This is a genomic window from Streptomyces lanatus (assembly GCF_014655715.1).
Lineage (GTDB): Bacteria > Actinomycetota > Actinomycetes > Streptomycetales > Streptomycetaceae > Streptomyces > Streptomyces lanatus.
This window is the reverse complement of the sequence record NZ_BNBM01000014.1, coordinates 136,206-159,760: the sequence shown is the minus strand read 5'-3', so window position 1 is coordinate 159,760 and position 23,555 is coordinate 136,206. Positions and strand designations below refer to the sequence as shown.

25 protein-coding genes are annotated in these 23,555 nt (G+C 71.0%); 16 read left to right on the top strand and 9 right to left on the bottom strand.

Features of this window, described 5'->3' with window-relative positions:
* Window positions 1-7: 7 nt before the first annotated feature.
* The 3 genes from IE325_RS31385 (at window position 8) to IE325_RS31375 (ending at window position 2,792) form a co-directional block, all read left to right on the top strand.
* The gene (locus tag IE325_RS31385; RefSeq protein ID WP_190073499.1) at window positions 8-1,351 is read left to right on the top strand and encodes a M1 family metallopeptidase; all 1,344 of its coding nucleotides are present in this window, start codon (window positions 8-10) and stop codon (window positions 1,349-1,351) included.
* A gap of 4 nt (window positions 1,352-1,355) precedes the next feature.
* A complete protein-coding gene (locus IE325_RS31380) occupies window positions 1,356-1,727 on the top strand; it encodes a YchJ family protein (protein WP_190073498.1) in 372 nt (123 codons plus the stop codon).
* Between the two features lie 108 nt (window positions 1,728-1,835).
* Window positions 1,836-2,792: an IS481 family transposase gene (locus IE325_RS31375; protein ID WP_190073497.1), complete on the top strand. Its 957-nt coding sequence runs from the start codon at window positions 1,836-1,838 to the stop codon at window positions 2,790-2,792.
* Here the strand turns inward: IE325_RS31375 and IE325_RS31370 are convergent.
* Window positions 2,789-3,490, bottom strand: coding sequence for a FadR/GntR family transcriptional regulator (locus IE325_RS31370; protein WP_190073496.1), 702 nt, complete (start codon window positions 3,488-3,490; stop codon window positions 2,789-2,791). The two genes, IE325_RS31375 and IE325_RS31370, sit on opposite strands and share 4 nt — an antisense overlap.
* Before the next feature lie 136 nt (window positions 3,491-3,626).
* Between IE325_RS31370 and IE325_RS31365 the strand changes: the two genes are divergently transcribed.
* From IE325_RS31365 to IE325_RS31345, 5 genes are all read left to right on the top strand, one after another.
* On the top strand, window positions 3,627-4,145 hold the full coding sequence (locus tag IE325_RS31365) for a gluconokinase (protein WP_190073495.1): 519 nt from the start codon (window positions 3,627-3,629) through the stop codon (window positions 4,143-4,145).
* A gap of 46 nt (window positions 4,146-4,191) precedes the next feature.
* Window positions 4,192-5,589, top strand: coding sequence for a GntP family permease (locus tag IE325_RS31360; protein ID WP_190073494.1), 1,398 nt, complete (start codon window positions 4,192-4,194; stop codon window positions 5,587-5,589).
* A 10-nt stretch (window positions 5,590-5,599) separates the two neighbouring features.
* The gene (locus tag IE325_RS31355) at window positions 5,600-6,361 is read left to right on the top strand and encodes an SDR family oxidoreductase (RefSeq protein ID WP_190073493.1); all 762 of its coding nucleotides are present in this window, start codon (window positions 5,600-5,602) and stop codon (window positions 6,359-6,361) included.
* Between the two features lie 14 nt (window positions 6,362-6,375).
* Window positions 6,376-7,425, top strand: coding sequence for an L-idonate 5-dehydrogenase (locus IE325_RS31350; protein WP_190073492.1), 1,050 nt, complete (start codon window positions 6,376-6,378; stop codon window positions 7,423-7,425).
* A gap of 113 nt (window positions 7,426-7,538) precedes the next feature.
* On the top strand, window positions 7,539-8,672 hold the full coding sequence (locus IE325_RS31345) for a hypothetical protein (RefSeq protein WP_190073491.1): 1,134 nt from the start codon (window positions 7,539-7,541) through the stop codon (window positions 8,670-8,672).
* On the opposite strand, the gene IE325_RS31340 is transcribed toward IE325_RS31345, so the two are convergent.
* The 4 genes from IE325_RS31340 to IE325_RS31325 form a co-directional block, all read right to left on the bottom strand.
* On the bottom strand, window positions 8,583-9,206 hold the full coding sequence (locus IE325_RS31340; protein WP_190073490.1) for a cytochrome b/b6 domain-containing protein: 624 nt from the start codon (window positions 9,204-9,206) through the stop codon (window positions 8,583-8,585). The genes IE325_RS31345 and IE325_RS31340 overlap by 90 nt on opposite strands.
* A complete protein-coding gene (locus tag IE325_RS31335) occupies window positions 9,190-9,918 on the bottom strand; it encodes a molybdopterin-dependent oxidoreductase (RefSeq protein ID WP_190073489.1) in 729 nt (242 codons plus the stop codon). The genes IE325_RS31340 and IE325_RS31335 overlap by 17 nt, the downstream gene beginning before the upstream one ends.
* A 79-nt stretch (window positions 9,919-9,997) precedes the next feature.
* Window positions 9,998-11,548: an APC family permease gene (locus IE325_RS31330; protein ID WP_190073488.1), complete on the bottom strand. Its 1,551-nt coding sequence runs from the start codon at window positions 11,546-11,548 to the stop codon at window positions 9,998-10,000.
* A gap of 94 nt (window positions 11,549-11,642) precedes the next feature.
* A complete protein-coding gene (locus tag IE325_RS31325; RefSeq protein WP_190073487.1) occupies window positions 11,643-12,593 on the bottom strand; it encodes a hypothetical protein in 951 nt (316 codons plus the stop codon).
* A gap of 315 nt (window positions 12,594-12,908) precedes the next feature.
* On the opposite strand from IE325_RS31325, the gene IE325_RS31320 reads away from it, so the two are divergent.
* From IE325_RS31320 to IE325_RS31305, 4 genes are all read left to right on the top strand, one after another.
* The gene (locus IE325_RS31320) at window positions 12,909-13,802 is read left to right on the top strand and encodes a DMT family transporter (RefSeq protein WP_190073486.1); all 894 of its coding nucleotides are present in this window, start codon (window positions 12,909-12,911) and stop codon (window positions 13,800-13,802) included.
* Between the two features lie 33 nt (window positions 13,803-13,835).
* A complete protein-coding gene (locus IE325_RS31315; protein ID WP_190073485.1) occupies window positions 13,836-14,351 on the top strand; it encodes an NUDIX hydrolase in 516 nt (171 codons plus the stop codon).
* Between the two features lie 73 nt (window positions 14,352-14,424).
* Entirely contained in the window at window positions 14,425-14,817 is a 393-nt protein-coding gene (locus IE325_RS31310) for a YidH family protein (protein WP_190073484.1), read from the top strand.
* On the top strand, window positions 14,814-15,143 hold the full coding sequence (locus tag IE325_RS31305; protein WP_190073483.1) for a DUF202 domain-containing protein: 330 nt from the start codon (window positions 14,814-14,816) through the stop codon (window positions 15,141-15,143). Before IE325_RS31310 ends, IE325_RS31305 begins: the two co-directional genes overlap by 4 nt.
* Window positions 15,144-15,160: 17 nt before the next feature.
* Here IE325_RS31305 and IE325_RS31300 read toward each other — a convergent pair whose 3' ends face one another.
* Window positions 15,161-16,105 carry an NADP-dependent oxidoreductase gene (locus tag IE325_RS31300; protein WP_190073482.1) on the bottom strand — a complete coding sequence of 315 codons (945 nt, stop codon included), beginning with the start codon at window positions 16,103-16,105 and terminating at the stop codon, window positions 15,161-15,163.
* A 118-nt stretch (window positions 16,106-16,223) separates the two neighbouring features.
* On the opposite strand from IE325_RS31300, the gene IE325_RS31295 reads away from it, so the two are divergent.
* The 3 genes from IE325_RS31295 (at window position 16,224) to IE325_RS31285 (ending at window position 18,951) form a co-directional block, all read left to right on the top strand.
* Window positions 16,224-16,520 (top strand): hypothetical protein, encoded by a 297-nt coding sequence (locus IE325_RS31295; protein WP_190073481.1) that lies wholly within the window; start codon window positions 16,224-16,226, stop codon window positions 16,518-16,520.
* Window positions 16,521-16,707: 187 nt separating this feature from the next.
* Window positions 16,708-17,730, top strand: a complete 1,023-nt coding sequence (locus IE325_RS31290) for a phosphotransferase family protein (RefSeq protein ID WP_190073480.1) — start codon at window positions 16,708-16,710, stop codon at window positions 17,728-17,730.
* Between the two features lie 6 nt (window positions 17,731-17,736).
* Window positions 17,737-18,951: an acyl-CoA dehydrogenase gene (locus tag IE325_RS31285; protein ID WP_190073479.1), complete on the top strand. Its 1,215-nt coding sequence runs from the start codon at window positions 17,737-17,739 to the stop codon at window positions 18,949-18,951.
* Between the two features lie 65 nt (window positions 18,952-19,016).
* Here the strand turns inward: IE325_RS31285 and IE325_RS31280 are convergent, their stop codons facing one another.
* The 3 genes from IE325_RS31280 to IE325_RS31270 are packed head-to-tail and all read right to left on the bottom strand — an operon-like array spanning window position 19,017 to window position 22,085.
* The gene (locus tag IE325_RS31280) at window positions 19,017-19,610 is read right to left on the bottom strand and encodes a TetR/AcrR family transcriptional regulator (RefSeq protein WP_190073478.1); all 594 of its coding nucleotides are present in this window, start codon (window positions 19,608-19,610) and stop codon (window positions 19,017-19,019) included.
* A gap of 40 nt (window positions 19,611-19,650) precedes the next feature.
* Entirely contained in the window at window positions 19,651-21,315 is a 1,665-nt protein-coding gene (locus IE325_RS31275; RefSeq protein WP_190073477.1) for a class I adenylate-forming enzyme family protein, read from the bottom strand.
* Entirely contained in the window at window positions 21,312-22,085 is a 774-nt protein-coding gene (locus IE325_RS31270; RefSeq protein ID WP_190073476.1) for an SDR family oxidoreductase, read from the bottom strand. Before IE325_RS31270 ends, IE325_RS31275 begins: the two co-directional genes overlap by 4 nt.
* Before the next feature lie 189 nt (window positions 22,086-22,274).
* Between IE325_RS31270 and IE325_RS31265 the strand changes: the two genes are divergently transcribed.
* Window positions 22,275-23,507: an exo-beta-N-acetylmuramidase NamZ family protein gene (locus IE325_RS31265; protein ID WP_190073475.1), complete on the top strand. Its 1,233-nt coding sequence runs from the start codon at window positions 22,275-22,277 to the stop codon at window positions 23,505-23,507.
* Window positions 23,508-23,555: the final 48 nt, after the last annotated feature.

Genomic DNA, 23,555 nt, shown 5'->3' with positions numbered 1-23,555 from the left:
GACAGCAGTGGCAGTTCAGCAGACGGCGGGCGTGGACCCGTACTTCCCGGAGCACGGCGATCCCCGCTACCGGGTGCACCGGTACGAGCTGGCGCTGGACTACCGCCCGGGCCCGAACCGGTTGTCGGGGACGGCCCGGATCAACGCCATCGCGGGACGGGCGCCGCTGACCGAGTTCGTGCTGAACCTGGCCGACTTCAAGATCGGGCGGGTCCGGCTCGACGGACGGCAGCCGCACTACACCCACCGCGGCGGCAGACTGCGGGTGCGCCCCGCGAAGCCGATCCGCGCGGGGGCGGCCTTCACGGTCGAGGTGCACTGGTCGGGTAACCCCAAGCCGGTCAACAGCCCCTGGGGCGGGCTCGGTTGGGAGGAGCTGGAGGACGGGGCGCTGGTGGCGAGCCAGCCGATCGGGGCACCGTCGTGGTACCCGTGCAACGACCGGCCGGCCGACAAGGCGTCGTACCAGATCTCGATCACCACACCGTCGGCGTACGCGGTGGTCGCGGGCGGGCGGCTGCTGACCCGGACGACGAAGGCGTCGACCACGACCTGGGTGTACGAGCAGTCGGCGCCGACCTCCAGCTATCTCGTCGGTCTGTCGGTCGGCAAGTACCAGACGGTCCTCCTCGGCGACCCGGGGCTCGGCGGCATACCGCAGCACGGGCACATCCCGGCGCATCTCCTGGCCGACTTCTCGCGGGACTTCGCGCGTCAGCCGCAGATGATGGAGGTCTTCCAGGAGTTGTTCGGGCCGTACCCGTTCGACGAGTACGCGGTCGTGGTGACCGAGGAGGAGCTCGATGTGCCCGTCGAGGCACAGGGGTTGTCGCTGTTCGGCGCCAACCATGTGGACGGGGCGCGGGGTTCGGAGCGGCTCGTGGCGCACGAGCTGGCGCACCAGTGGTTCGGCAACAGCGTGTCCATCGCGGACTGGCGGCACATCTGGCTGAACGAGGGCTTCGCCAAGTACGCGGAGTGGCTGTGGTCGGAGCGCTCGGGCGGACGTACCGCACAGCAACTCGCGGCCATCGCCCACCGGTTGCTGGCGTCTCAGCCGCAGGATCTGCGGCTGTCGGACCCGGGGCGCAAGTCGATGTTCGACGACCGGCTCTACGAACGCGGCGGGCTCGTCCTGCACGCGGTGCGCTGCGCCCTGGGCGACATCGCCTTCTTCCGCATGGTGCGCAGTTGGGCGCAGCTGCACCGCAACGGCACGGTCACCACGGCCGCCTTCGCCGCGCACGTGGCCCGCTTCGCGACCGAGCCGGTGGACGAGCTGGTGCAGGCGTGGGTGTACGGGGCGACGCTGCCTCCGCTGCCCGGGGCCCGGACGCGGGCGGCGGGCTAGCGGGATGGCGACCACCTGCCCTTGCGGGCTGTCCAAGTCCTACGGCGAGTGCTGCGGCCGTTTCCATGCCGGTACGGCCGCCGCGCCGACCGCCGAGGCGCTGATGCGGTCGCGGTACAGCGCGTTCGTGAAGGGCGATGTGGCGTATCTGCTGCGCACCTGGCATCCGCGGACGCGGCCGGCGCTGCTGGAGCTGGATCCGGGGATGCGGTGGACGGGGCTGGAGATCCTCGACACGGGCGACGGATCCGCCTTCCACGCCACGGGGACGGTGACCTTCCGGGCCTCGTACCGGGGCGGGTCGCTGCATGAGCGGAGCCGGTTCGAGCGGGTGGACGGGGCGTGGGTGTACCTCGACGGGGAGTTCCTGGATTAGGGCCTAGGTGTATTGATCACGAGCGTTGTTAACGCTTGCCGGGCTTGATCATGGCGAAGACCTCCGGTGTGGTGGAGCTGTCTAGGACTGCACCGCACGGAGGTCTTCGTGTCCCACCGTAATGCCCGGCTGACCGTTCATGGCAGGCGGCTGCTGGTCGAACGTGTCAGCAGTGGCCGACCCGTCGCGCACGTCGCCGCGGAAATGGGCATCTCGCGCGTCACAGCCCACAAATGGATGCGCCGCTGGCGGGCGGAGGGCGAGCAAGGCCTGCACGACCGCTCCAGCCGCCCCCGCACGACACCCCATCGCACGGCGACAGCGGTGGAGGCCCGGGTGTGCCGGCTGCGCCAGGACCGCAAGCTCGGCCCCGCACGCCTCGGCCCGGTCCTGGGCCTGCCCGCCTCGACCGTGCACCGCATCCTGGTCCGGCACGGCCTGAACCGGCTCGCGTTCATGGACCGGCCCACCGGCCAGCTCATCCGCCGCTACGAACGCGACCGCCCCGGCGAACTGATTCACATCGACGTCAAGAAACTCGGACGCATCCCGGACGGCGGCGGACACAAGACGCTGGGACGCCAGGCCGGCCGGGCCACCCGCGGCCAGATGGGCTTCGACTTCGTCCACTCAGCCGTCGACGACCGCTCCCGCCTCGCCTACAGCGAGATCCACCGCGATGAGAAAGTCGCCACCTGCGCCGGCTTCCTCACCCGCGCAGCCGCCTTCTTCCACGCCCACGGCATCACCCGCATCGAACGCGTGCTGACCGACAACGCCTGGGCCTACCGCAAGGGCCTGGCCTGGAAGCAAGCACTCGCCGAGATCGGCGCCACCGGCAAACTGACCCGCATCTACCGCCCCCAGACCAACGGCAAGGTCGAACGCTTCAACCGCACCCTGCTCGACGAATGGGCCTACCTGCGGCCCTTCGCCAGCAACCACGAGCGCACCGAAGCCCTGACCGACTTCCTCCACGCCTACAACTACCATCGCTGCCACACCGCACTCGGAGGCCAGCCACCCATCACCCGAGTCAACAACCCTGCGGGTCAATACACCTAGGGCGCCAGGATGTCCAGCTCCTGAAGCGCGCCGACCGTGATCTCGCGGGTCAGGTGTTCCGCCCGTACGGCGTCGCCCGCGCGGACCGCCTCCGCGACCTGGACGTGCAGGGTGACCGCGGCCGGGTCGGGGTCCTCGAACATGACCTCGTGGTGGGTGCGGCCGGTGAGGACCTCGGCGACGACGTCGCCCAGGCGCGCGAACATCTCGTTGCCGGAGGCGTTGAGGATGACGCGGTGGAAGGCGACGTCGTGGATGAGGTAGCCCTCCAGCTGGTGGCCGCGTGAGTGGGCGACCATGCCGAGGGCGCACTCGGTGAGTTCGGCGCACTGGTCGGCGGTGGCGTGCTTGGCGGCGAGGCCGGCGGCGACCGGTTCGATCGCCGAGCGCAGGACGGTGAGTGAACGCAGTTGCCCGGGGCGGTCGGCGCCGGCCAGGCGCCAGCGGATGACCTGCGGGTCGTAGACGTTCCACTCGGACTTCTGACGGACCGTGACGCCCACGCGGCGGCGGGACTCGACCAGGTGCATGGACTCCAGGACGCGGACCGCCTCGCGCATCACGGAGCGGGACACCTCGAAGCGCTGCGCCAGTTCGTCGGTGCGCAGCACGCTGCCCGGCGGGTATTCGCCCGCGGTGATGGCGGGGCCGAGGGTTTCGAGTACTTGGCCGTGCAGACCCCGGCCCGGAGTGGTCATGCACTCAGCGTACGCGGTGGATCACGATCCTAAAAAGTCAGACTTATACATCACACACTCTTGAATTCGTCGTACCTATGGGTTTCAGTTGCGTCGACATCACGTGTCGACGAGGACAGCAGACAGTGAGGCAGCGATGAGTACCCCCCATGTCGTCGTGGTCATGGGCGTCGCGGGCACAGGCAAGACCACCATCGGTCCCCTGCTCGCGGCCCGGCTCGGCGTCCCCTACGCCGAGGGCGACGACTTCCACCCGCAGGCCAACATCGACAAGATGTCGGCCGGCACCCCGCTCGACGACGGCGACAGGTGGCCGTGGCTCGATGCCATCGGCGCCTGGGCGCACGGGCGGGCCGGGCTCGGTGGGGTGGTCAGCTGCTCGGCGCTGAAGCGGTCGTACCGTGACCGGCTGCGGGCCGCCGCACCGGGCCTGGTGTTCGTGCACCTCGCGGGTGACCGCGCGGTCATCGAGGACCGGATGTCGCACCGGCAGGGGCACTTCATGCCGACCGCGCTCCTCGACTCCCAGTTCGCCACGCTCCAGCCCCTCCAGGCGGACGAGGCCGGGGTCGTCGTGGATGTGTCCGGCAGCCCCGAGGAGATCACCGGACGGGCCATGTCGGCCCTGACGGCGCTCCCCGAGCCGACCGCCTAGCCACCCCCCGCCCCTCCCCCTCCCCCGTCTCTGCAAGGGAACTCCCGTGACCAGACTCAGCGTCGAGATGCTGGCAGCGGACACCGTCGAGCCCATCACCTCGGCCGGCCACGCTCAGCTGGGCGTCGCCGTTCTGGTGGGCATCGCCGTCATCGTGCTGCTCATCACCCAGTTCAAACTTCACGCCTTCCTGTCACTGACCCTCGGCTCGCTCGCGCTCGGCGCGCTCGCCGGGGCGCCGCTCGACAAGGTCATCGCCAGTTTCACCACCGGGCTCGGCACCACGGTCGCCGGTGTGGGCGTGCTGATCGCGCTCGGTGCGATCCTCGGCAAGATGCTCGCCGACTCCGGTGGCGCCGACCAGATCGTCGACACCATCCTCGCCAAGGCGGGCGGCCGTTCGATGCCGTGGGCGATGGTGCTGATCGCCTCGGTGATCGGTCTGCCGCTGTTCTTCGAGGTCGGCGTCGTACTGCTGATCCCGGTCGTGCTGATGGTCGCCAAGCGCGGCAACTACTCGCTGATGCGGATCGGCATCCCCGCCCTGGCCGGCCTGTCCGTGATGCACGGCCTGGTCCCGCCGCACCCCGGCCCGCTGGTCGCGATCGACGCGGTCGACGCCAACCTGGGCATCACGCTGGCGCTCGGCGTCCTCGTCGCCATACCGACGGTGATCATCGCGGGGCCGGTGTTCTCGCGGTACGCGGCGCGCTGGGTGGACGTACAGGCTCCCGAGCGCATGATCCCGGAGCGCCCCTCGCAGGATCTGGACAAGCGCCCCGGCTTCGGCGCCACCCTGGCCACGATCCTCCTCCCCGTCGTCCTGATGCTCTCCAAGGCGCTGGTCGACATCGTGATCGACGACCCCGAGAACACCGTCCAGCGGGTCTTCGACGTCATCGGCTCGCCGCTGATCGCCCTGCTCGCCTCGGTGCTGGTCGGCATCTTCACCCTGCTCAGGCCCGCGGGCTTCGGCAAGGAGCGCGTCTCGCCGCTGGTCGAGAAGAGCCTCGCGCCCATCGCGGGCATCCTGCTGATCGTCGGTGCGGGCGGTGGCTTCAAGCAGACGCTGATCGACACCGGCGTGGGCCAGATGATCCTGGAGATCTCCGAGGACTGGTCGATTCCCGCGCTGCTGCTGGCCTGGCTGATCGCGGTGGCGATCCGCCTCGCGACGGGCTCGGCGACGGTGGCCACGGTCTCCGCGGCCGGTCTGGTCGCCCCGCTCGCGGCCGACATGTCGACGACCCACACAGCCCTGCTGGTCCTCGCCATCGGCGCCGGCTCGCTGTTCTTCAGCCATGTCAACGACGCCGGTTTCTGGCTGGTCAAGGAGTACTTCGGGCTGAACGTCGGCCAGACCCTCAAGACCTGGTCGGTGATGGAGACGATCATCTCGGTGGTCGCCGGTGGTGTGGTCCTGCTGCTCTCGCTGATCATCTAGGAGTACGGGCATGAGTCACCCTCTCTTCGACATCAGCGGCCGCACGGCCCTGGTCACCGGCTCCAGCCGCGGCATCGGCCTCGCCCTCGCCCGTGGCCTGGCCGAGGCCGGCTGCACGGTCGTCCTCAACGGGCGGGACGGCGAACGCCTCACCGAGGCCGCCGCCGGACTGCCCGGCGACCGGGTCCACACGGCCGTGTTCGATGTGACCGACGGCCCGTCGGTGGCAGCCGGGATCGCGGACGTCGAGGAGCGGGTGGGCCCGCTCGACATCCTGGTCAACAACGCGGGGATGCAACTGCGGGCACCGCTCCTGGAGTTCACCGACTCCGACTGGCACCGCATCCTGAACACCAACCTCACCAGCGCGTTCCTGGTCGGCCGTGAGGCGGCCCGCCGGATGACGGAACGCGGCCACGGAAAGATCGTCAACATCTGCTCGCTGCAGAGCGAGGTGGTCCGCCCGGGCATCGCGCCCTACGCCGCCACCAAGGGCGCGCTGAAGATGCTCACCAAGGGCATGTGCGCCGACTGGGGCCCGTACGGCGTCCAGGTCAACGGCCTCGGCCCCGGCTACATCGAGACCGAACTGACCGAGCCTCTCGTCCGGGACGAGGAGTTCAGCGCCTGGGTGCGCCGCCGCACCCCGGCCGGCCGCTGGGGCCGTACCGAGGACCTGGTGGGCGGGGTGCTGTTCCTCGCCTCCCCGGCCGCGGACTTCATCAGCGGGCAGGTGCTGTACGTCGACGGCGGCATGACCAGCGTGCTGTGAAGGAGGCCCGAGGGATGCTCGGTTGTGTGATCCACGGTCAGGGCGATCTGCGGGTCGAGGAACTGCCGGTACCGGAGCCGGGCCCCGGGCAGGCGCTGGTGGCCGTGCGCTACGGCGGGGTCTGCGGCTCCGACCTGCACTACTGGCGGCACGGCGGGGTCGGCGACTTCCGCCTGCGGGAGCCGATGCTGCTCGGGCACGAGGTGGTCGGGACGGTCGTGGCGTACGGACCCGACGCGTCGGGTCCTTCGCTCGGTACGGCCGTCGCCGTGCACCCCGCCACTCCCTGCGACGTCTGCCCGGAGTGCGCGGACGGGCGCCGGAACATCTGCCGGGACACCCGCTATCTCGGCAGCGCGGCCCGCTTCCCCCATGTACAGGGCGGGTTCGCGGCCCAAGTGGCGGTGCCGGCCGGCCAGTTGCGGCCGGTCCCGGACGGGCTCGATCTGCGGCGGGCGGCGCTCGCCGAGCCGCTGTCGGTGGCGCTGCACGCGGTGCGGCGCGCCGGGGCGGTGGCGGGCAGGCATGTCCTGGTCACCGGCGCCGGGCCGATCGGCTGCCTCGTCGTGGCGGCGGCGAAGGCGGCTGGTGCCGGGTGGGTGACGGTGACGGATCTCCTCCCGGAGGCCCTCGGGTACGCGCGGATCGCCGGCGCCGACACCGTCGTACGGGCGGATGATCCGGAGGATGCCGGGTGGCCCGCCGAGGTGGACGTGGCGATCGAGGCGTCGGGGGTGGCCGCCGGGCTCGACACCTGTCTGCGGCTGGTGCGGCGCGGTGGTGTCGTGGTGCAGCTGGGGATGCTGCCGCCGGGGCGGAGTCAGTTCGCGGGCAACCTCGTGGTGAGCCGGGAGATCGAGCTGCGCGGGGCGTTCCGCTTCGACGCCGAGTTCGACGCGGCGCTGGAACTGCTCGCCGCCGAGCCGTCGTTCGACGGCCTGGTCAGCGCCGTGGTGCCGGTGGGCGAGGCCGAGTCGGCGTTCGCGCTGGCGGCCGACCGGGGCCGGTCCTGCAAGGTGCTGCTGGACTTCGGAGGCCCGGCTTCCATGGTGCCGGGTGTCTGAACTCGCACTGACGATCACCTGAAGCGGCTTCCCCGGGGGCGTGTTCGGCCCGATGATGAGGTGACTCCCGGAGGCTGTCTCAGCCGTCGGGGGCGTGAACTTCGGGGGGCGTCATGGCGGTTTCCCTCGGGATGCGTATCTCGGGGCTGCTCTTCGTGGGGGCGGTGGCGGTGGCCGCCGCGGCCTTCACCGGTGACGTGCGTGGTCGGGCGGACGGCAGGGGTGGCGGGGACACGACCGTGACCGCCGCCCCCACGACCGGCCCCCGCGCCTTCCCCTCGTCGGGCCTGCCGAGCAGCTTCTCCCCTCTGGTACGGCCACGGCCGGAAGGGCACGTCGGGGCGCCCGCGTCCACGGGCACACCGAGCGCGTCCGAGGGCGGCGCCGAGACGAGCGCGCCCGCGAGCCCCTCCCCCAGCCCTTCCGTGACCCGCCAACTCCTCGAAGTTCCCGACTGGCTCCCGCCCGGCCCCGATTCACCGAACGCCGACGGCACGGACGACGCGGCGAGCGTGTACGACCTGTTGCGCGATCCCGGCGAGTGCCGGGCCGCTCTGGCCGTGGTCCCCGGGCTCACAGCGGACGCCGACCGGGCGCTGCTGCGCGGTCTGGCCACCGCGTGTCTGGCCGTGCAGGGCGAGGGCGGCGACTGGGAGCAGGCGGCCCGTGACCATGCCGCCCTGGCGGACGGCGCCGGCTCCTGCAAGGGACGGGCCGCGTACGCCGTACTGGGCGGGCTGCTCGACTTCCATCGGCGCCACCCCGAAGGCACGGTGCGGCTGAAGCCCACGTCGGGCGGCACGCCCGCCTGCGGCTATCGGATCGCCGGGGTGGACACGGGCGGCGACGGTACGGCGAAGCCCGGTGAGGTGATCGGGATCGAGCTGGCGGACGAGTACTTCGACCCTGCCGAGTTGCTGCGGGACGGGATCGTGAGCGTCGGCGGACTGCCGGTTCCCGTGTTGCAGTTGGGGACGGGCGACCGCGCGTCGCTGTCCGTCGTCGTACCGGTGCTGGAGCCCGGCCCCGTGGCGGTGACCGTGCGGTACGGGGGAACCGAGGTCCGGCTGCCGGATGCCTTCGAGGTCGCGGCCTCCGACGTGGTGCCGGACCCGGACACCGGTACACCGGCTGTTCCGGCGACACCGCTGAGCGCCTCAGGGCCGCCAGAGCTTGTGCTCCCGCTCGGCCCAGTCCTGGCTCACCGTCCCGGTGCGCATGCCCCGGCGGGCCTCCGGATCCCCTAGCGCCATGCCGATGTGGCCGGCGAGGACGATGCCGATCGTGAGCGCCAGCCAGTCGTGCACGAAGGTCGCGCTGGTGCGCCACTGCAGGGGCGTGAGATGTGTGAACCACATGATGAGGCCGGTGCCCAGCATCACCAGCGTCGCGCCCGCGATCCAGGCGGCGTAGATCTTCTGCCCGGCGTTGAACTTCCCCGCAGGCCGCGAGGAACGCCGCTTGTCACGCCGTACGGCAGCCCGGAGCCAGACCCTGTCGTGCGGGCCGAAGCGGTTGAGGAAGCCCAGGTCGGCCCGGAACAGCCGGGAGGCGAGGCCGGCCAGCACGGGCACCGGCAGGGCGAGGCCGGCCCACTCGTGGATACGGACCACCAGCTCACGGCGGCCGACGAGTTCGGCGAACTGCGGGATGTAGAGAAAGGCCGCCGTCACCACGCACACGCCCATCAGCCCGGCCGTCGTACGGTGCACCCAGCGGGTGGCCTGGCCGAAGCGCCGGACCTCGGTGGACCGGGCGGGCGCGTCAAGTCGTAGGTGCATCGTCGCGTCCGTTCGAGCGGCCGACCCAGGCGTCTACGTCGTAGCCCCGTTCCTCCCAGTAGCCCGGCTTCACGTCCTTGGTGACGGTGATGCCGGAGAGCCACTTGGCGGACTTGTAGAAGTACATGGGGGCGACATAGAGGCGGACGGGGCCGCCGTGGGCATGGCCGAGGTCCTTGTCCTGCATGCGCAGGGCGACCAGGACGTCCGAGCGGCGGGCCTGGTCGAGGGTGAGGCTCTCGCTGTAGGCGCCGTCGAAGCAGGTGAAGCGGACGGCACCGGCCCCCTCGCGCACACCCGCGGCGTCCAGGAGCCGCGAGAGCCGTACGCCCTCGAAGGGTGTGCCGGGGACGCGCCAGCCGGTGACGCACTGGACGTCGCGCACCATCCGGGTCTGCGGCAGGGCGCGCAGATCGGCCAGGGTGTAGCTGCCGGGGCGGTCGACCATGCCGTCGACGGTGAGGCGGTAGGTGGTGGCGTTCTTGCGCGGTACGGACGAGGTCACCGAGTAGTAGCGGAAGCCGCCGCCGTTGGGCAGCAGACCGGTCAGGCCGGTGGGGTCCTTGTCGGAGGCGCCGGCGAGGAAGGACTCCAGGCCGCGCTGGAGGGTGGGCGCGGTGACCACGCCGAGGGCGCCCAGGCCGAGGGTGCCGAGCAGCACTCGGCGGCCGATCGGTTTACCCCGCGGCTCTTCGGGCTGTTCGTCGTTCACCCATTCATCGAACACCCGCGTCCCCCGTCCGGGCCAGGGAACGCGGATGCCCGTCAGATTTCCGTAACCACTTCTCACGCTACGGCGTGTCAGCCGCCGCCTTCTCCAGCTGGAACGCCTCGTTGCCGAGCCCGATGCGGGCGTGCCGCTCGGGGGCGCGGGAGCGCAGCAGCAGCCCCTGGACCACGCCGACGACCAGGGCCAGGGCGATGACGGCGGGCAGCGCCCAGCTCAGGGAGGAGCCGGGGCCCGCGCCGATCAGGACGTCGAAGTCCTTGACGGTGTAGACGACGATGAAGAGCAGCGCGACGACCGAGAGCGCGGAGGCGGCCAGCCGCCAGAACTGGGCCGCGGCGGCACCCCGCCGCAGGAAGAACACGATCACCGAGACCGAGGCGGCCGCCATCAGCGCGGTGACGCCCAGCGCGCCGAGGCTGCCCATCCAGGTGAACAGATGCAGGACCGGTGCGGTGGGGTCGCCGGTCGGCTTGTCGTCGGCGAACGCGAAGGCGGCGACGACCACGAGCGAGATCCCGGTCTGCAGCAGGGAGCCCGTGCCGGGGGCGCCGCTCGCGCCGCTGGTGCGGCCGAAGGCGGACGGCAGCAGTCCCTCGCGGCCCATGGCGAACGCGTAGCGCGCGACGACGTTGTGGAAGCTGAGCATCGCCGCGAACATGCCGGTCACGAACAGCACGTGCAGGACGTCGGTGAAGGTCTCGCCCAGCAGGTCGGTGGTGAGGAAGAACAGCAGCCCGGCGCTCTGCTTCTCGGCGGTGCCGACGATCGCCGAGGGCCCGGCGGCGACGGTGTACGCCCAGCAGCTGATCGTGTAGAAGACCGCGATGCCGCCGATGGCCAGGTACATCACGCGGGGCACGAGGACGTGCGGGCGGCTGGTCTCCTCGGCGTAGACGGGGGCCTGCTCGAAGCCGAGGAAGGCGGCGACGCAGAAGCAGAGCGCTGTGCCGATGCCCGCGCCGGTGAGGGTGTCGGGGTTGAAGGCGTGCAGCGACAGGCCCTCCTTGCCCGGGTCGGCGATCGCGGCGACGTCGAAGATGACCACGAGGGCGACCTCGATGATCAGCAGGACGCCCAGCACACGCGCGTTGAGGTCGATCTTCAGCCAGCCGAGCGCGCCGACCAGCAGGACGGCGAGGAGGGCCGGTATCCACCAGGCGACCTCCATGTCGAGGTAGGTGGCGAACAGCCCGGAGACCTCGAAGCCGAAGATGCCGTAGATGCCGACCTGGAGGGAGTTGTAGGCGACGAGCGCGACCATCGCGGCACCGGCGCCGGCCGTGCCGCCGAGCCCTCGGGAGATATAGGCGTAGAAGGCGCCGGCGTTGTGGACGTGCCGGCTCATCTCGGCGTACCCGACGCTGAACAGGGCGAGGACGAGGCCGAGGATCACGAAGAGCAGGGGCTGGCCGAGGATCCCCATCACCCCGAAGGTCGTGGGCATGACACCCGCGACGACCATGAGAGGGGCGGTGGCCGCGAGCACGGAGAGCAGCAGCCCCGTGGTGCCGAGCCGGTCGGCGCGCAGGGCGCGGTCCTGCCCCTTGAACGTGCTGATGCCGCCACCGTCCGCGGTGGCCGCTCTGCTTGCGCTGGAACTGCCGGTCGTCATCGGGGACCGTCCTTCTCGGGTCGGAAGTGCTCGGCGGGGTGGGAGGTGCTCTTCACTGGGGGTGCTCATCACTGGGGTGTGCTCTTCAGGAACGTCACGCCGTGCCCAGCGCCGTGTCGCGGGCCGCGCGGAACGTGGCGTACGGATCGAGGTCGGGGTAGGACCACGGTGAGGGGGTGGCGTGTTCGCCGATGCGGTGGAAGAGGGCGGCGGCCTCGGCGCCCCGGCCCTCGCAGACCTTGGCGTGGGCGAGGAAGTTCAGGTCGATCAGCCGGCGCGGATGGCCTTCGTGCTCCCACTCCAGCCACCAGTCGAAGGCGGCCCGCATCACCTGCCGGGCCCGGCGGCCGCTCCAGTGGCCGGAGGCGGCCGCGTCGCGCGGCTCCTGGCCGGACGCCGCGAGGACGCGGTAGCGCTCGGCGTGGGCGACGACCGGGAGGATGGCGAGCGGCGAGTCGGCCGGGGCCCGCTCGGCGGCGGCGTTGGCGAAGTCGTAGACCTCGTGCAGCGGGTCGACGCCGGTCCCGGACCGGTGCTCGGCGAGCCGGGCCGCCATCAGATGGTGGGCGTGGTGATGGTCGGCGTACCGGGCGCGGACCTCGGCGAAGAGGCGGCGCACCTCGGGCTCGGCGCCGAGGGCGCTCTCCAGCATGAGAAGGGCGAGCCAGGGGGTGGGGTCGGCGGGCGCGAGCGCGGCGGCGGTGTGGCAGGACTCGCGGGCGCGGACCGGTTTCTCCTTGCCGCGCAGGGCGCGCCGGACCTGGGCGTGGGCGAGCAGGACGGCGGCGTCGGCGGAGTCGGGTTCGGCGAGCAGCCAGTCGCGGGTCCAGGGGGCGCAGTACGGCTCCTCGGCGAGCACGGTGACGCGGTGCCCCCTGCGGTCCCAGTCGTCGCCGGTCCGGGCGAGCAGCGAGCGGGCCGTCTGCCATCTGCCCTGGGCGAGGGCGGCGCGGGCGGCGGCGAGCTCGGCGTCGTCGAGGGCAGCGTCGAAGGCATGGGCGGCGCGCTTGCGGCCACGGCCGAGGGGTGGCGGAGGTGGGGACACCGTTTCGGGACCTGTTGTGTGCAAAATGTGGACAGTCATCGAGCGATCACTCGCAGCAAACCCCCCGCCAAGGGTTCAAGTCAAGGGCCGCAGAGCCGTTACACGCGTCAACTCCTGTTACAGATGGGGCAGTTGTGGTGCACACCGACCATGTAAATTGCCCGAAATGCTCGATTTATTGAGACTGTGTGGCGTAGGTCATGGCGCCCACGTCATCCGCACCGGAGTATTGGGGAACGCGCACGCCGGGCCAGGGGCCGCTACAGTCGGCCCTTACGCACCCCGTCCAGCCCGGCAGGATTCGAGGTACGCAGCGTGTCGCTCCAGATCCTGATACTCGCCGTGACTGCCGCGTGCTGTCTGGGCTTCGGCTTCGTCCTCCAGCAGAACGCGGCCCAGAAGGCTCCGCTCAGCGACTTCCTCTCGCCGCGGATCCTCCTGGACCTGATGAAGGTGCCGCGCTGGCTCGGCGGCATCGGTCTGATGGTGGTCGGCATGGCACTCGGGGCGATGGCGCTGGGCCAGGGCGAGATCTCCCTGGTGGAGCCCTTGCTCGCGACGAACCTGCTGTTCGCGCTGATGCTCTCCCGCCGCCAGACCAAGCAGTCCCTGGGCCGCCAGGGCTGGACCGGCCTGGCCCTGCTCGCGGGCGGTGTGACGGCCTTCATCATGGCCGGCCAGCCGACCGGCGGCACGGCCACCAGCGACCCCATCCGCCACTGGCTGATCATCGGCGTCATGATCGGAACGGCCCTGCTGCTCACGGCGTACGCCAAACGCTCCCGCCTCAGCTCGGGCCCCGCCCTGCTGGCCACGGCGGCGGGCCTCCTCTACGGCGTGCAGGACGCCCTGACGCGGGTGACCGGGGAGCGGTTCGCCGAGGGCGGCATGATGGAGGTGCTGACCGGCTGGCAGCCGTACGCGGTCGTGGCCCTCGGCCTCACGGGCCTGATCCTGGTCCAGAGCGCCTTCGAGACGGCGTCCCTGCGGATGTCCCTGCCCGCCCTGACCGCCGCCCAGCCGCTGGCCGGAATCCTCTGCGGCGTCGGCTTCCTCGGCGACCGGCTGCGCACCGACGCGGGCGCGCTGGCCTGGGAGGCCGCCGGGCTCGCCGGGATCGTGGTCGGCATCATCCTCCTCGGCACGCACTCGGCGATGCCGTCCGGGGCGATCCACCCCAAGCGCACGCCCGCCCTCCAGACGCCCTGACCGCGTCCGGGCCGCCCCTGCTTGGATGGCCCCATGAGCTCTGCTGACGAAATCCTCGACATCGTCGACGAGAACGACCAGGTCATCGGACAGTCCCCGCGCGGCGAGGCCTATGCCAGGCGCCTGCGCCACCGCTGCGTCTTCATCGAGGCGCGCGACGCCCAGGGCCGACTCTTCGTCCACCGCCGCACACCCACCAAGCTGGTGTTTCCCTCCCAGTACGACATGTTCGTCGGCGGGGTGGTCGGCGCGGGCGAGTCGTACGACGACGCCGCCCTGCGCGAGGCCGAGGAGGAGCTCGGGGTGAGCGGGCTGCCGCGGCCGACATATCTCTTCAAGTTCCTGCACGACGACGGGGCCGGGCACGCCTGGTGGTCGGCGGTGTACGAGGTGCGCTGCGAGCTGCCGGTGAGCCCGCAGGCGGAGGAGGTCGCCTGGTACGACTTCCTGACGGACGCCGAGCTGGAGCGCCGCCTGCCGGAGTGGACCTGGGTGCCGGACGGCATGGCCGCGTACGAGCGGCTGAAGGCCCTGCGCGCCGCACACTGATACGACCCGTCCCTCCCCCCGGCGGACAGGTCCGACGCGGCCCTCGCCCGAGCCCCCGGATAGGGTCGAGCATGTGAGCGAGTTCGTGCGCAACGTCCGGCTGTGGTTCGCCCCCCAGGAGATCCGCCAGGAGGGCGGCACCCCCGACTACCGCTTCTCGCTGGCCAACGAGCGCACCTTCCTGGCCTGGCTGCGCACCGCCCTCGCCCTGATCGGCGGCGGCTTCGCGGTCGACCAGTTCCTGCCGGACCTGCGCTGGGGCTGGCGGGTCGGCCTGGCGCTCGCACTGCTCGCGGCGGGCGTGCTGTGCTCGCTGCGCGCGGTCAATCACTGGGTGCGCTGCGAGCGGGCGATGCGCCGGGGCGAGGACCTGCCGGTGTCGCGTTTCCCGGCGGTGCTGAGCCTCGTGGTCGCCGTCGTGGCCCTCGCCATGGTCTTCGTCGTGCTGGTGGGGTGGGAGGGGTGAGCACCCCGGCCGCCGCGGAGCCCGTACGGGACCCCGGGCTCCAGCCCGAGCGAACCCGCCTGGCATGGCGCCGTACGACGCTCTCCGGCACCGTGGCCGCGGTGCTGGCCATCAAGACCGCGCTGCACGGCGGCATCTCGGTGACCGGGGCCCTGGTAGGCGCCCTGTGCTGTGTCCTGTGGCTGGGCTTCCTGGCCCTCGCACACCGCCGCATCCGCGCCCTGGCCGCCTCCCCCGAGCCCGCGGCACTGGCCCCCCGCCAGGCCACGGTGACGATCCTGCTGACCGTGGCCCTGGCGATGTGCGGGGCGGCCCTGCTGTTCTAGCCCCGGGGACCAGCCCTCTACTCCCCCTCGCCCTCCCACTCCACCCTCACCACGACCTTCCCCCGGCTACGCCCCTCCTGGCTGACCCGATGCGCGTCCGCCGCCCGCTCCAGCGGAAACGTCTCCGACACATGCACCGTCACCACCCCCTCCTCCGCCAGCTCGGCCAGCCGCAGCAGGTCCTCGGCGTCGGGGCGGACGAAGTAGTAGCGGCCGCCGTAGTCGAAGACGTCCGGATCGGCGATCGACACCAGCCGCCCTTCGACGGCCAGCAACTCGGCCGAGGCCTTCAACGCGTCCCCGCCGACCGTGTCGAAGGCCGCGTCCACACCGTCGGGGGCCAGCCCACGCACCCGCTCGGTCAGCCCGTCCCCATACTCGACAGGCTCACCGCCCAGCTCCCGCACGAAGTCGTGGTTCCGCTCACTCGCCGTACCGATCACCCGCGCCCCCAGATGACGAGCGAGCTGGACCGCGATCGACCCGACCCCGCCCGCCGCGGCATGCACCAGCACGGTCTCACCCCGCTCGACCCGCAGCACCCGGGTGAGCACCTGATACGCGGTCAGCCCCACCAGCGGCAGCCCCGCCGCCTGTTCCCACGTCAGATTGCGGGGCTTGCGCGCAAGCGTGCGCACGGGAGCGGCGACGTACTCGGCGAAGGTCCCCCGGGACAGGAAGTCCTCGCGCACATACCCGATGACCTCGTCACCGACGCCGAACTCCGCCACAGAGACGCCCACCTGGACGACGACACCGGAGACGTCCCACCCCGGTACCACCGGGAAGACCGGTTCGAGCATCCGGTCCATGTACCCCTCGCGGCACTTCCAGTCGACCGGGTTGACCGCCGCCGCCCGCACCTTGACCAGCACGGAGTCGGGGCCGACCCGTGGGTCGCGGACGTCTCCGTATGCGAGCGTCTCGGGCCCGCCGTAGCGTGAGTAGCTGATGCCCTTCATGGGTTCGACCCTCCGGGGCGCCAGGACGCCACGCAAGCCGAATAACCCGATATGCGGCGTTCGCGTGGCAGCCTGTGCGACGTCACGAACCACCACCGCTCCTCCGAAGGCGAGCACCATGACCACCCTTCACACGGAACACCCCGCCCACTCGCACACCCACGGCGCCTCCTGCGGGCACACCGCGGTGCCGCACGGCGACCACACCGACTACGCGCACGACGGGCACCTGCACCGCGAGCACGCCGGCCACTGGGACGAGTGCGAGGCGGACGGGCACGTCGCACACGAGGGCCACTCCCATCAGCACGGCGCCGACTGCGGGCACGAGAGTGTTCTGCACGGCGACCATGTCGACTACGTCCACGACGGTCACCGGCACGCGGCGCACGCCGGCCACTGGGACGACCATTAGGCCCGACAGGCTTGGCGCACCGGCCGAGAAGGCGCCCCTGACAGCATCCCGACAGCTCCCCGACGCATCGCGCGGGGAGCTGTCGGCCTATCGTGGCCCTGATCACGTTCCGCTCCCCCACTGGACGACATACCGACTGGTCGGCATCATGAGTCAGGTCCCGTTCATCTGCCTTTAGGAGCGATGTATGAGCCCCGACCATCCGCCAGGTCTCGACCTCGACCGGCTGCACGGCCTGCTCGAGCGCGAGCGGCCCGGTCTGGCGCACGGTCCGCTGACCGGCCGGCTGATCGAGGGCGGACGGTCGAACCTCACCTACGCGGTCTCCGACGGCACCTCGAAGTGGGTCGTACGGCGTCCCCCGCTCGGCCATGTCCTCGCCACGGCGCACGACATGAAGCGCGAGCACCGAGTGATCAGCGCGCTGTACCCGACGGATGTGCCGGTGCCGCGGCCGGTGCTGCTGTGCGAGGACGAGGAGGTGCTCGGGGCGTCGTTCTATGTCATGGAGTTCGTCGAGGGCACCCCGTACCGCACCGCCGACCAGCTGGCCCCGCTCGGCCCGGAGCGCACGCGGGACGCGGTGCTGTCGCTGGTGGACACCCTCGTGGAGCTGCACGCGGTGGACCCGGCGGAGGTGGGACTCGCCGACTTCGGGCGCCCCGAGGGCTTCCTGGACCGGCAACTGCGGCGCTGGGGCAAGCAGTTGGACGCCTCCCGCAACCGTGAGCTGGCCGGCATCGACGAGCTGCACGCGACGCTCGGCCGGCGGCTGCCCGTCTCCCCCACCGCGACGGTCGTGCACGGCGACTACCGTCTCGACAACGTCCTCATCGGCGACGACGACCGCATCAAGGCGATCCTCGACTGGGAGATGTCCACGCTCGGCGACCCGCTGACCGACCTGGGCCTGCTGGTGATGTACAGCATGCCGCTGGGCATGGCGGACTCCCCGGTCTCCACGACCGCCGAGGCCCCCGGGCATCCGTCGCCCGCCGAACTGATCGAGCGTTACGCCGCTCGCTCGGGGCGCGATGTCTCGTCCGTCTCCTGGTACACGGCGTTCGCCTGGTTCAAGCTCGCCGTGATTCTGGAGGGCATCCACTACCGCTACACGCTGGGCCAGACGGTCGGCCGCGGCTTCGACCGCATCGGTGACCTGGTCCCCGTCTTCATCGAGCACGGCCTCACCACCCTTCAGGAAGGCTGATCCGCCATGGACTTCGCGTTCGACGCGCGCACCGAGGAACTGCGCGCCAAGCTGCTCGCCTTCATGGACGAGTACGTCTATCCGGCGGAGGCGGTGGCGGAGGAGCAGCGGGCCGCGCTGGCGTCCCCGTGGGACACGCCGGCCGTGGTGGAGGAGCTCAAGGCGGAGGCCCGCAGGCAGGGCCTGTGGAACCTCTTCCTGCCGGACGCCGAGTACGGCGCCGGTCTCACCAACCTCCAGTACGCCCCGCTCGCCGAGATCACCGGCCGCAGCCCGCAGCTGGCGCCGACGGCGCTGAACTGCGCGGCGCCGGACACCGGGAACATGGAGGTGCTGTCCCAGTTCGGCGACGAGCGGCAGCGGAAGCAGTGGCTGGAGCCGCTGCTGGCCGGTGAGATCCGCTCCGCGTTCGCGATGACCGAGCCGGAGGTGGCCTCCTCGGACGCCACCAACATCACCACGTACATCGAGCGGGACGGCGACGACTACGTCATCACGGGCCGCAAGTGGTACATCTCCGGGGCGATGAACCCGGACTGCAAGATCTTCATCGTGATGGGCAAGACGGACCCGGACGGCGAGGACGTCCGCCGCCAGCAGTCCATGGTCCTGGTCCCCCGGGACACCCCGGGCGTCACGGTCAAGCGCGCGATGCAGGTCTTCGGCTACGAGGACCACTACCACGGCGGTCACGCCGAGGTGGTCTTCGACCACGCGCGTGTGCCTGCGGCCAACCTCATCGGCGAGGAGGGCGGCGGCTTCGCCATCGCCCAGGCCCGGCTCGGCCCCGGCCGGATCCACCACTGCATGCGGCTGATCGGCATGGCCGAGCGGGCCATCGAGCTGATGTGCCGCCGGGCGGTGTCCCGTACGGCGTTCGGCAAGGCGCTGGCCCAGCAGGGCGTGGTGCACAACTGGATCGCCGACGCGCGTGTGACGGTCGAGCAGCTGCGCCTGCTGGTCCTCAAGACCGCCTGGCTGATGGACACCGTCGGCAACAAGGGCGCCCACACCGAGATCCAGTCCATCAAGATCGCCACCCCGCGCGCGGTGGTCGACATCATCGACCGGGCGATCCAGCTGCATGGCGCGGGGGGTGTCAGCCAGGACTTCCCGCTGGCCGAGCTGTACGCCGGGGCGCGGACGCTGATGATCGCGGACGGGCCGGACGAGGTGCATCAGCGGTCGCTGGCGCGGCGGGAGTTGAAGAAGTACCTGTAACACAACGTATGTAAGGGGCGGCCGCTATTGCGGCCGCCCCTTACATGTGACGTCGTATACGCGACTTAGGGACGCAGTGCCCGCAGCAGCAGGTCCGCCAGATGGTCCGCGACCTCCTGCGCGCCCATCGGACCGTCCGGCCGGTACCAGGTCGACAGATGGTGGACCGACCCGAAGTGGTAGTCCACCACCAGGTCGGCCGGGGTCGCGGTGGAGAAGACGCCCGCGGCCTGGCCCTCCTCGATGAGCGCGCGGAAGCGTTCGTGGTAGCGCCGGCGCTCGGCGCGCACCTGTTTGTTCTTCTCCGGGCTCAGGTGGTGCATCGAGCGGAAGAAGATCATCGCGTCGTCGAGGTTCTCGATGGTCGTCACCACGACGTCCGCCGCCGCGCCCCGCAGCCGCTTCTCGATCGGCTCGTCGGCGTCCGCGAAGGCGTCGAGCCGCTCCTGCTGGACGCGCAGCACGCGCGCGTACACCTCGTGCAGCAGGTCGTCCTTGGAGCCGAAGTAGTGGTAGAGCGCTCCCTTGGTGACGCCGGCCGCCTCGACGATCTCCTGCACCGAGGTGCGGTCGTAGCCCTGCTCGGCGAAGAGCCGGGTGGCGGCGGCGAGCAGCCGCTGCGGGACGGGCGTACCGTCTCCGTCCGTCGTCCTGGCCACTGTGCCGCCACCTGCCCTTCCGAGGGGTTCTGCTTGCTGTCTAGCCGTCGTTCGCGTGGGAACGGAGTTCCCGCCGGAGGATCTTCCCACTTGCCGTCTTGGGCAAGTCGGGCAGGATCTCCACCTGACGCGGATATTTGTAAGCGGCCAGTCTCTCCCGGCAGTACGCGGCGAGTGCGTCGGGGTCGGTTTCGGCACCCGGACGGAGGCTGATGTACGCCTTGACGGTCTCGCCGCGATACCCGTCGGGCACCCCGACGACGGCCGCCTCGCGCACCGCCGGGTGGGTGTAGAGCACGTCCTCGACCTCGCGCGGCCACACCTTGAAGCCGGACGCGTTGATCATGTCCTTCTTGCGGTCGACGACGTACAGCCACCCCTCGGCGTCCATGAAGCCGATGTCACCGGTGCGGAGCTCCCCGTCGGGGAAGGTCTCGGCGGTGGCTTCGGGGCGCCGCCAGTAGCCGGGCACGACCTGCGGCCCCCGTACGAGGATCTCGCCCTGCTCACCGAAGGGGACCTCCTGCCCCTGGTCGTCGACGATCCGTACGACGGTCTCGGGTCCCGGCACCCCCACGGCGAGCGTCCAGGAGACGGGGTCGACGGGGGCCTCCAGGCCGGGCGGCACGGAGGCGCAGGGGGCGGTGCACTCGGTCAGGCCGTAGCCGTTGCGGATGTACGGCCCGAAGCCGGCCCGGAACTTCTCCACCAGCGCGGGCGGCAGCGGGGCGCCGCCGGAGGAGATGTTGACGAAGGACGCGAAGTGCTCGCGGCTGACGTCGGGGTGGGCGGCCAGTGCCATGAAGGCGGTCGAGGGGCCGACGGTGTAGTGCGGGGCGTGCTCGGCGAACGCCTCCAGCACGACGCCCGCCTCGAAGCGGTACGCCAGCACGAGCCGGCCCGCGCTGTTGAGGCAGGCGGCGAACTGGGCGACCATCCCGGTGATGTGGAACAGCGGCGCCAGCGCGAAGTACACGGGCGACTCGGGCAGCCCGAGCCCCGTCCGCTGCCGCTCGGCGTTGTACATGATGTTGCCGTGCGTGTTGGTGGCGCCCTTGGGCGTGCCGCTGGTGCCCGAGGTGTAGCTGATCAGCGCGATGTCGGCCGGGCCGGCGTCGCGGCCGTCCGGCGCCTTGTGGCCCGCGCGGGCGACGGCGGCGAGGTCGTCGGCGTCGTCGGCCTGCGGGAGCCGCTCAAAGCTCAGGACCCGCGCGTCGTCCCGGCTCTGGAAGTCCAGCTCGCACCCGGTGAGCACGATCCGCACCGGCGACTCGGCGGCCGTATCGCGCAGATACGTCTCCCAGGCCCGGTCGGAGCAGATCAGCGCGGCCACCTCGCCGTCCCGCAGGACATGGGCGACCTCCCCCGACTTGTACATCGGGTTGACGGGCACGACGACCGCCCCCGCCTTCCAGGCGCCGAGCACGGCGAGCACGAAGTGCGGGGAGTTCTGCAGCAGGACCGCCACCCGGTCACCGCGCTCCAGACCGCGCGCGGCGAGGTGCCCGGCGACGGAGTCGCTGAGCTCGTCGGTCTCGCGGTAGGTCAGACGGCCGTCGAAGTAGGCGAGGAAGTCCCGTTCGGGGGTCTCGGCGGCGGCCCGGCGCAGGGCGTGCACCAGGGAGTCGGCGGGGGTTATCCGGGCGCGCTGGGCGTCGCTGAGCCGGGCCAGCCAGGGCTTGGCCGCGTACCGGGATCCGGTCACCGGGCCTCCTCCCACTTCTGCTGGATGTGGTTCATACCGCTCAGCCAGCGGTCGGGCCCGGCGGCCCGCGCCTCGTAGAAACCGGCGACCTCGGGGTGCGGCAGGATCAGGAAACGGTCCTCCTCCATCCCCTTGAACAGGGCGTCCGCCACGTCCTCCGGCGCGATGGCGGTCGGCTTGAGCACCAGGTCACCGGCGCTGCCGGTGGCGTCCAGCATGTCGGTGCGCACGCCCTGCGGGCAGATGGCGTGCACCTTGATCCCACGATGGCGGTAGGTCAGCGACAGATACTCGGCGAAGGCATAAGCCCCGTGCTTGGTTACGGCGTAGGGCGCGGCCCCGATCATGGTGAGCAGCCCGGCGGCGGAGACGGTGGAGACGAAGCGTCCGCTGCCGCGCTCCAGCCAGGCGGGAAAGAGGGCGTGCGCGGCCCGCACATGAGCCATGACATTGACGTCCCAGGACAGCGACCATGCCTTCTCGTCGCCGAGGTCCTCGAGATCCGGCCCGCCGAAGGCGACCCCGGCGTTGGCGCAGTAGACATCGACGACACCGCCGAGCGCGTCCCGTGCGTCGCCGACGATGGCGGAGGCGTCACCGGGGACGGCGATGCCGCCGATCTCACGGGCGACGGTCTCGGCCTTGCCCGCATCCAGGTCATTGACGACGACGCGAGCGCCCTCGGCCGCGAAGCGCCGGGCAAGAGCCGCCCCGATGCCACCCCCAGCCCCGGTAACGACGACTCCGGCACCTTGAACGGCTTCCACCATCGATCTCCTTCGACTGCGGCTCCCTTGCGAGGCCCAGACTAACCGGTCGGTATGTAGCAGGGAAGGGTAACTGCAACCCCCTCAGGGGCGCGGGGCTGTATCGATATGCGGCTCCGCCGCGTGGGCGCGACAAGCCACGAAGCACCGCCACCTTCCCCCCAAACCTGCGGCAGCAATACCGTGCACCCCATGCGCCTATCCAGACGAGCCCTCCTCGCAGCGACAACGGCAGCAGCATCCCTACCTTCGGCAGCGGCGGCAGCCGAGCGCACCGGAAACCTACGGACCGGCTTCGAGCGGCTCTCCGCCGACGGCTACTCCGTCCTCGACGGCCAAAAAGTCGGCGTCGTCACCAACCCCACCGGCGTGACCAGGAACGTCCGCCACATCGTAGACGTCATGCACGCCGACGAAAGGGTGAACCTGAGGGCCGTCTTCGGCCCCGAACACGGCTTCCGCGGCACCGCCCAGGCAGGCGGCTCCGAAGGGCGCTACGACGACCCCGCGACCGGCCTCCCCGTCTACGACACGTACCTCAAGAGCGGTCAGCCCCTCGCCGACATCTTCACCGCCTCCGGCGTGGACACGATCGTCTTCGACATCCAGGACGTGGGCGCCCGCTTCTACACGTACATCTGGACCCTGTACGACTGCATGGAGGCGGCCCAGCTCGCCGGTAAGCGCTTCGTCGTACTGGACCGGCCGAACCCGGTGACCGGCCGGGCGGCCCAAGGCCCGGTTCTGCACAAGGAATTCGCCACTTTCGTCGGCCGGCAGCCCATCTCGCAGGCGCACGGTATGACGGTCGCTGAGCTGGCGCGGCTGTTCAACGGGGAGTTCCTCAAGGCCCCCGTCCCCTTGGAGACCGTACGGATGACGGGTTGGAAGCGGTCCGCGTTCTACGACGCCTGGGGTCTGCCCTGGGTGCCGCCGAGCCCGAACATGCCGACGCCGGACACCGCACTCGTCTACTCCGGCACCTGTCTCTTCGAGGGCACCAACCTCTCGGAGGGCCGCGGCACCACCCGTCCCTTCGAACTGCTCGGCGCGGAGGGCATCGACGGACGCTGGGCGGCGGCGGTCAATGAACTCGCCCTTCCCGGCGTGCACTTCAGGGAGGCGTACTTCGCGCCGACGTTCTCCAAGTTCCAGGGCAAGACCATCGGCGGCGTACAGCTCCATGTGCACGACCGGGCGGCGTACGACCCCGTCCGCACCGGGATCGCCCTGCTCGTGACCGCCAAGAAGGTCTGGAGCGGCTTCGCCTGGCGCCCCGACAACTGGATCGACAAGCTCACCGGTGACACCCGGGTCCGCACCCTGATCGACGCGGGTGCGGACGCCGACGAGGTGGTGGCGGACTGGCGGCAGGAGCTGTCGGCGTTCCGGCGGATGCGCAAGGAGTACCTGCTGTACAAATGAGCGCCCCCGTCGGGTGCCTCTGATGGGTGAAGACGTATGGCCATTCCC

What these genes read in the sequence shown, in the direction of transcription:
- IE325_RS31380 (WP_190073498.1), top strand. Translation starts at nt 1,356, where the DNA reads ATGGCGACCACCTGCCCTTGCGGGCTGTCCAAGTCCTACGGCGAGTGC.
- IE325_RS31370 (WP_190073496.1), bottom strand. Translation starts at nt 3,490, where the DNA reads ATGACCACTCCGGGCCGGGGTCTGCACGGCCAAGTACTCGAAACCCTC.
- IE325_RS31365 (WP_190073495.1), top strand. Translation starts at nt 3,627, where the DNA reads ATGAGTACCCCCCATGTCGTCGTGGTCATGGGCGTCGCGGGCACAGGC.
- IE325_RS31355 (WP_190073493.1), top strand. Translation starts at nt 5,600, where the DNA reads ATGAGTCACCCTCTCTTCGACATCAGCGGCCGCACGGCCCTGGTCACC.
- IE325_RS31350 (WP_190073492.1), top strand. Translation starts at nt 6,376, where the DNA reads ATGCTCGGTTGTGTGATCCACGGTCAGGGCGATCTGCGGGTCGAGGAA.
- IE325_RS31345 (WP_190073491.1), top strand. Translation starts at nt 7,539, where the DNA reads ATGGCGGTTTCCCTCGGGATGCGTATCTCGGGGCTGCTCTTCGTGGGG.
- IE325_RS31340 (WP_190073490.1), bottom strand. Translation starts at nt 9,206, where the DNA reads ATGCACCTACGACTTGACGCGCCCGCCCGGTCCACCGAGGTCCGGCGC.
- IE325_RS31330 (WP_190073488.1), bottom strand. Translation starts at nt 11,548, where the DNA reads ATGACGACCGGCAGTTCCAGCGCAAGCAGAGCGGCCACCGCGGACGGT.
- IE325_RS31315 (WP_190073485.1), top strand. Translation starts at nt 13,836, where the DNA reads ATGAGCTCTGCTGACGAAATCCTCGACATCGTCGACGAGAACGACCAG.
- IE325_RS31300 (WP_190073482.1), bottom strand. Translation starts at nt 16,105, where the DNA reads ATGAAGGGCATCAGCTACTCACGCTACGGCGGGCCCGAGACGCTCGCA.
- IE325_RS31295 (WP_190073481.1), top strand. Translation starts at nt 16,224, where the DNA reads ATGACCACCCTTCACACGGAACACCCCGCCCACTCGCACACCCACGGC.
- IE325_RS31290 (WP_190073480.1), top strand. Translation starts at nt 16,708, where the DNA reads ATGAGCCCCGACCATCCGCCAGGTCTCGACCTCGACCGGCTGCACGGC.
- IE325_RS31285 (WP_190073479.1), top strand. Translation starts at nt 17,737, where the DNA reads ATGGACTTCGCGTTCGACGCGCGCACCGAGGAACTGCGCGCCAAGCTG.
- IE325_RS31270 (WP_190073476.1), bottom strand. Translation starts at nt 22,085, where the DNA reads ATGGTGGAAGCCGTTCAAGGTGCCGGAGTCGTCGTTACCGGGGCTGGG.
- IE325_RS31265 (WP_190073475.1), top strand. Translation starts at nt 22,275, where the DNA reads ATGCGCCTATCCAGACGAGCCCTCCTCGCAGCGACAACGGCAGCAGCA.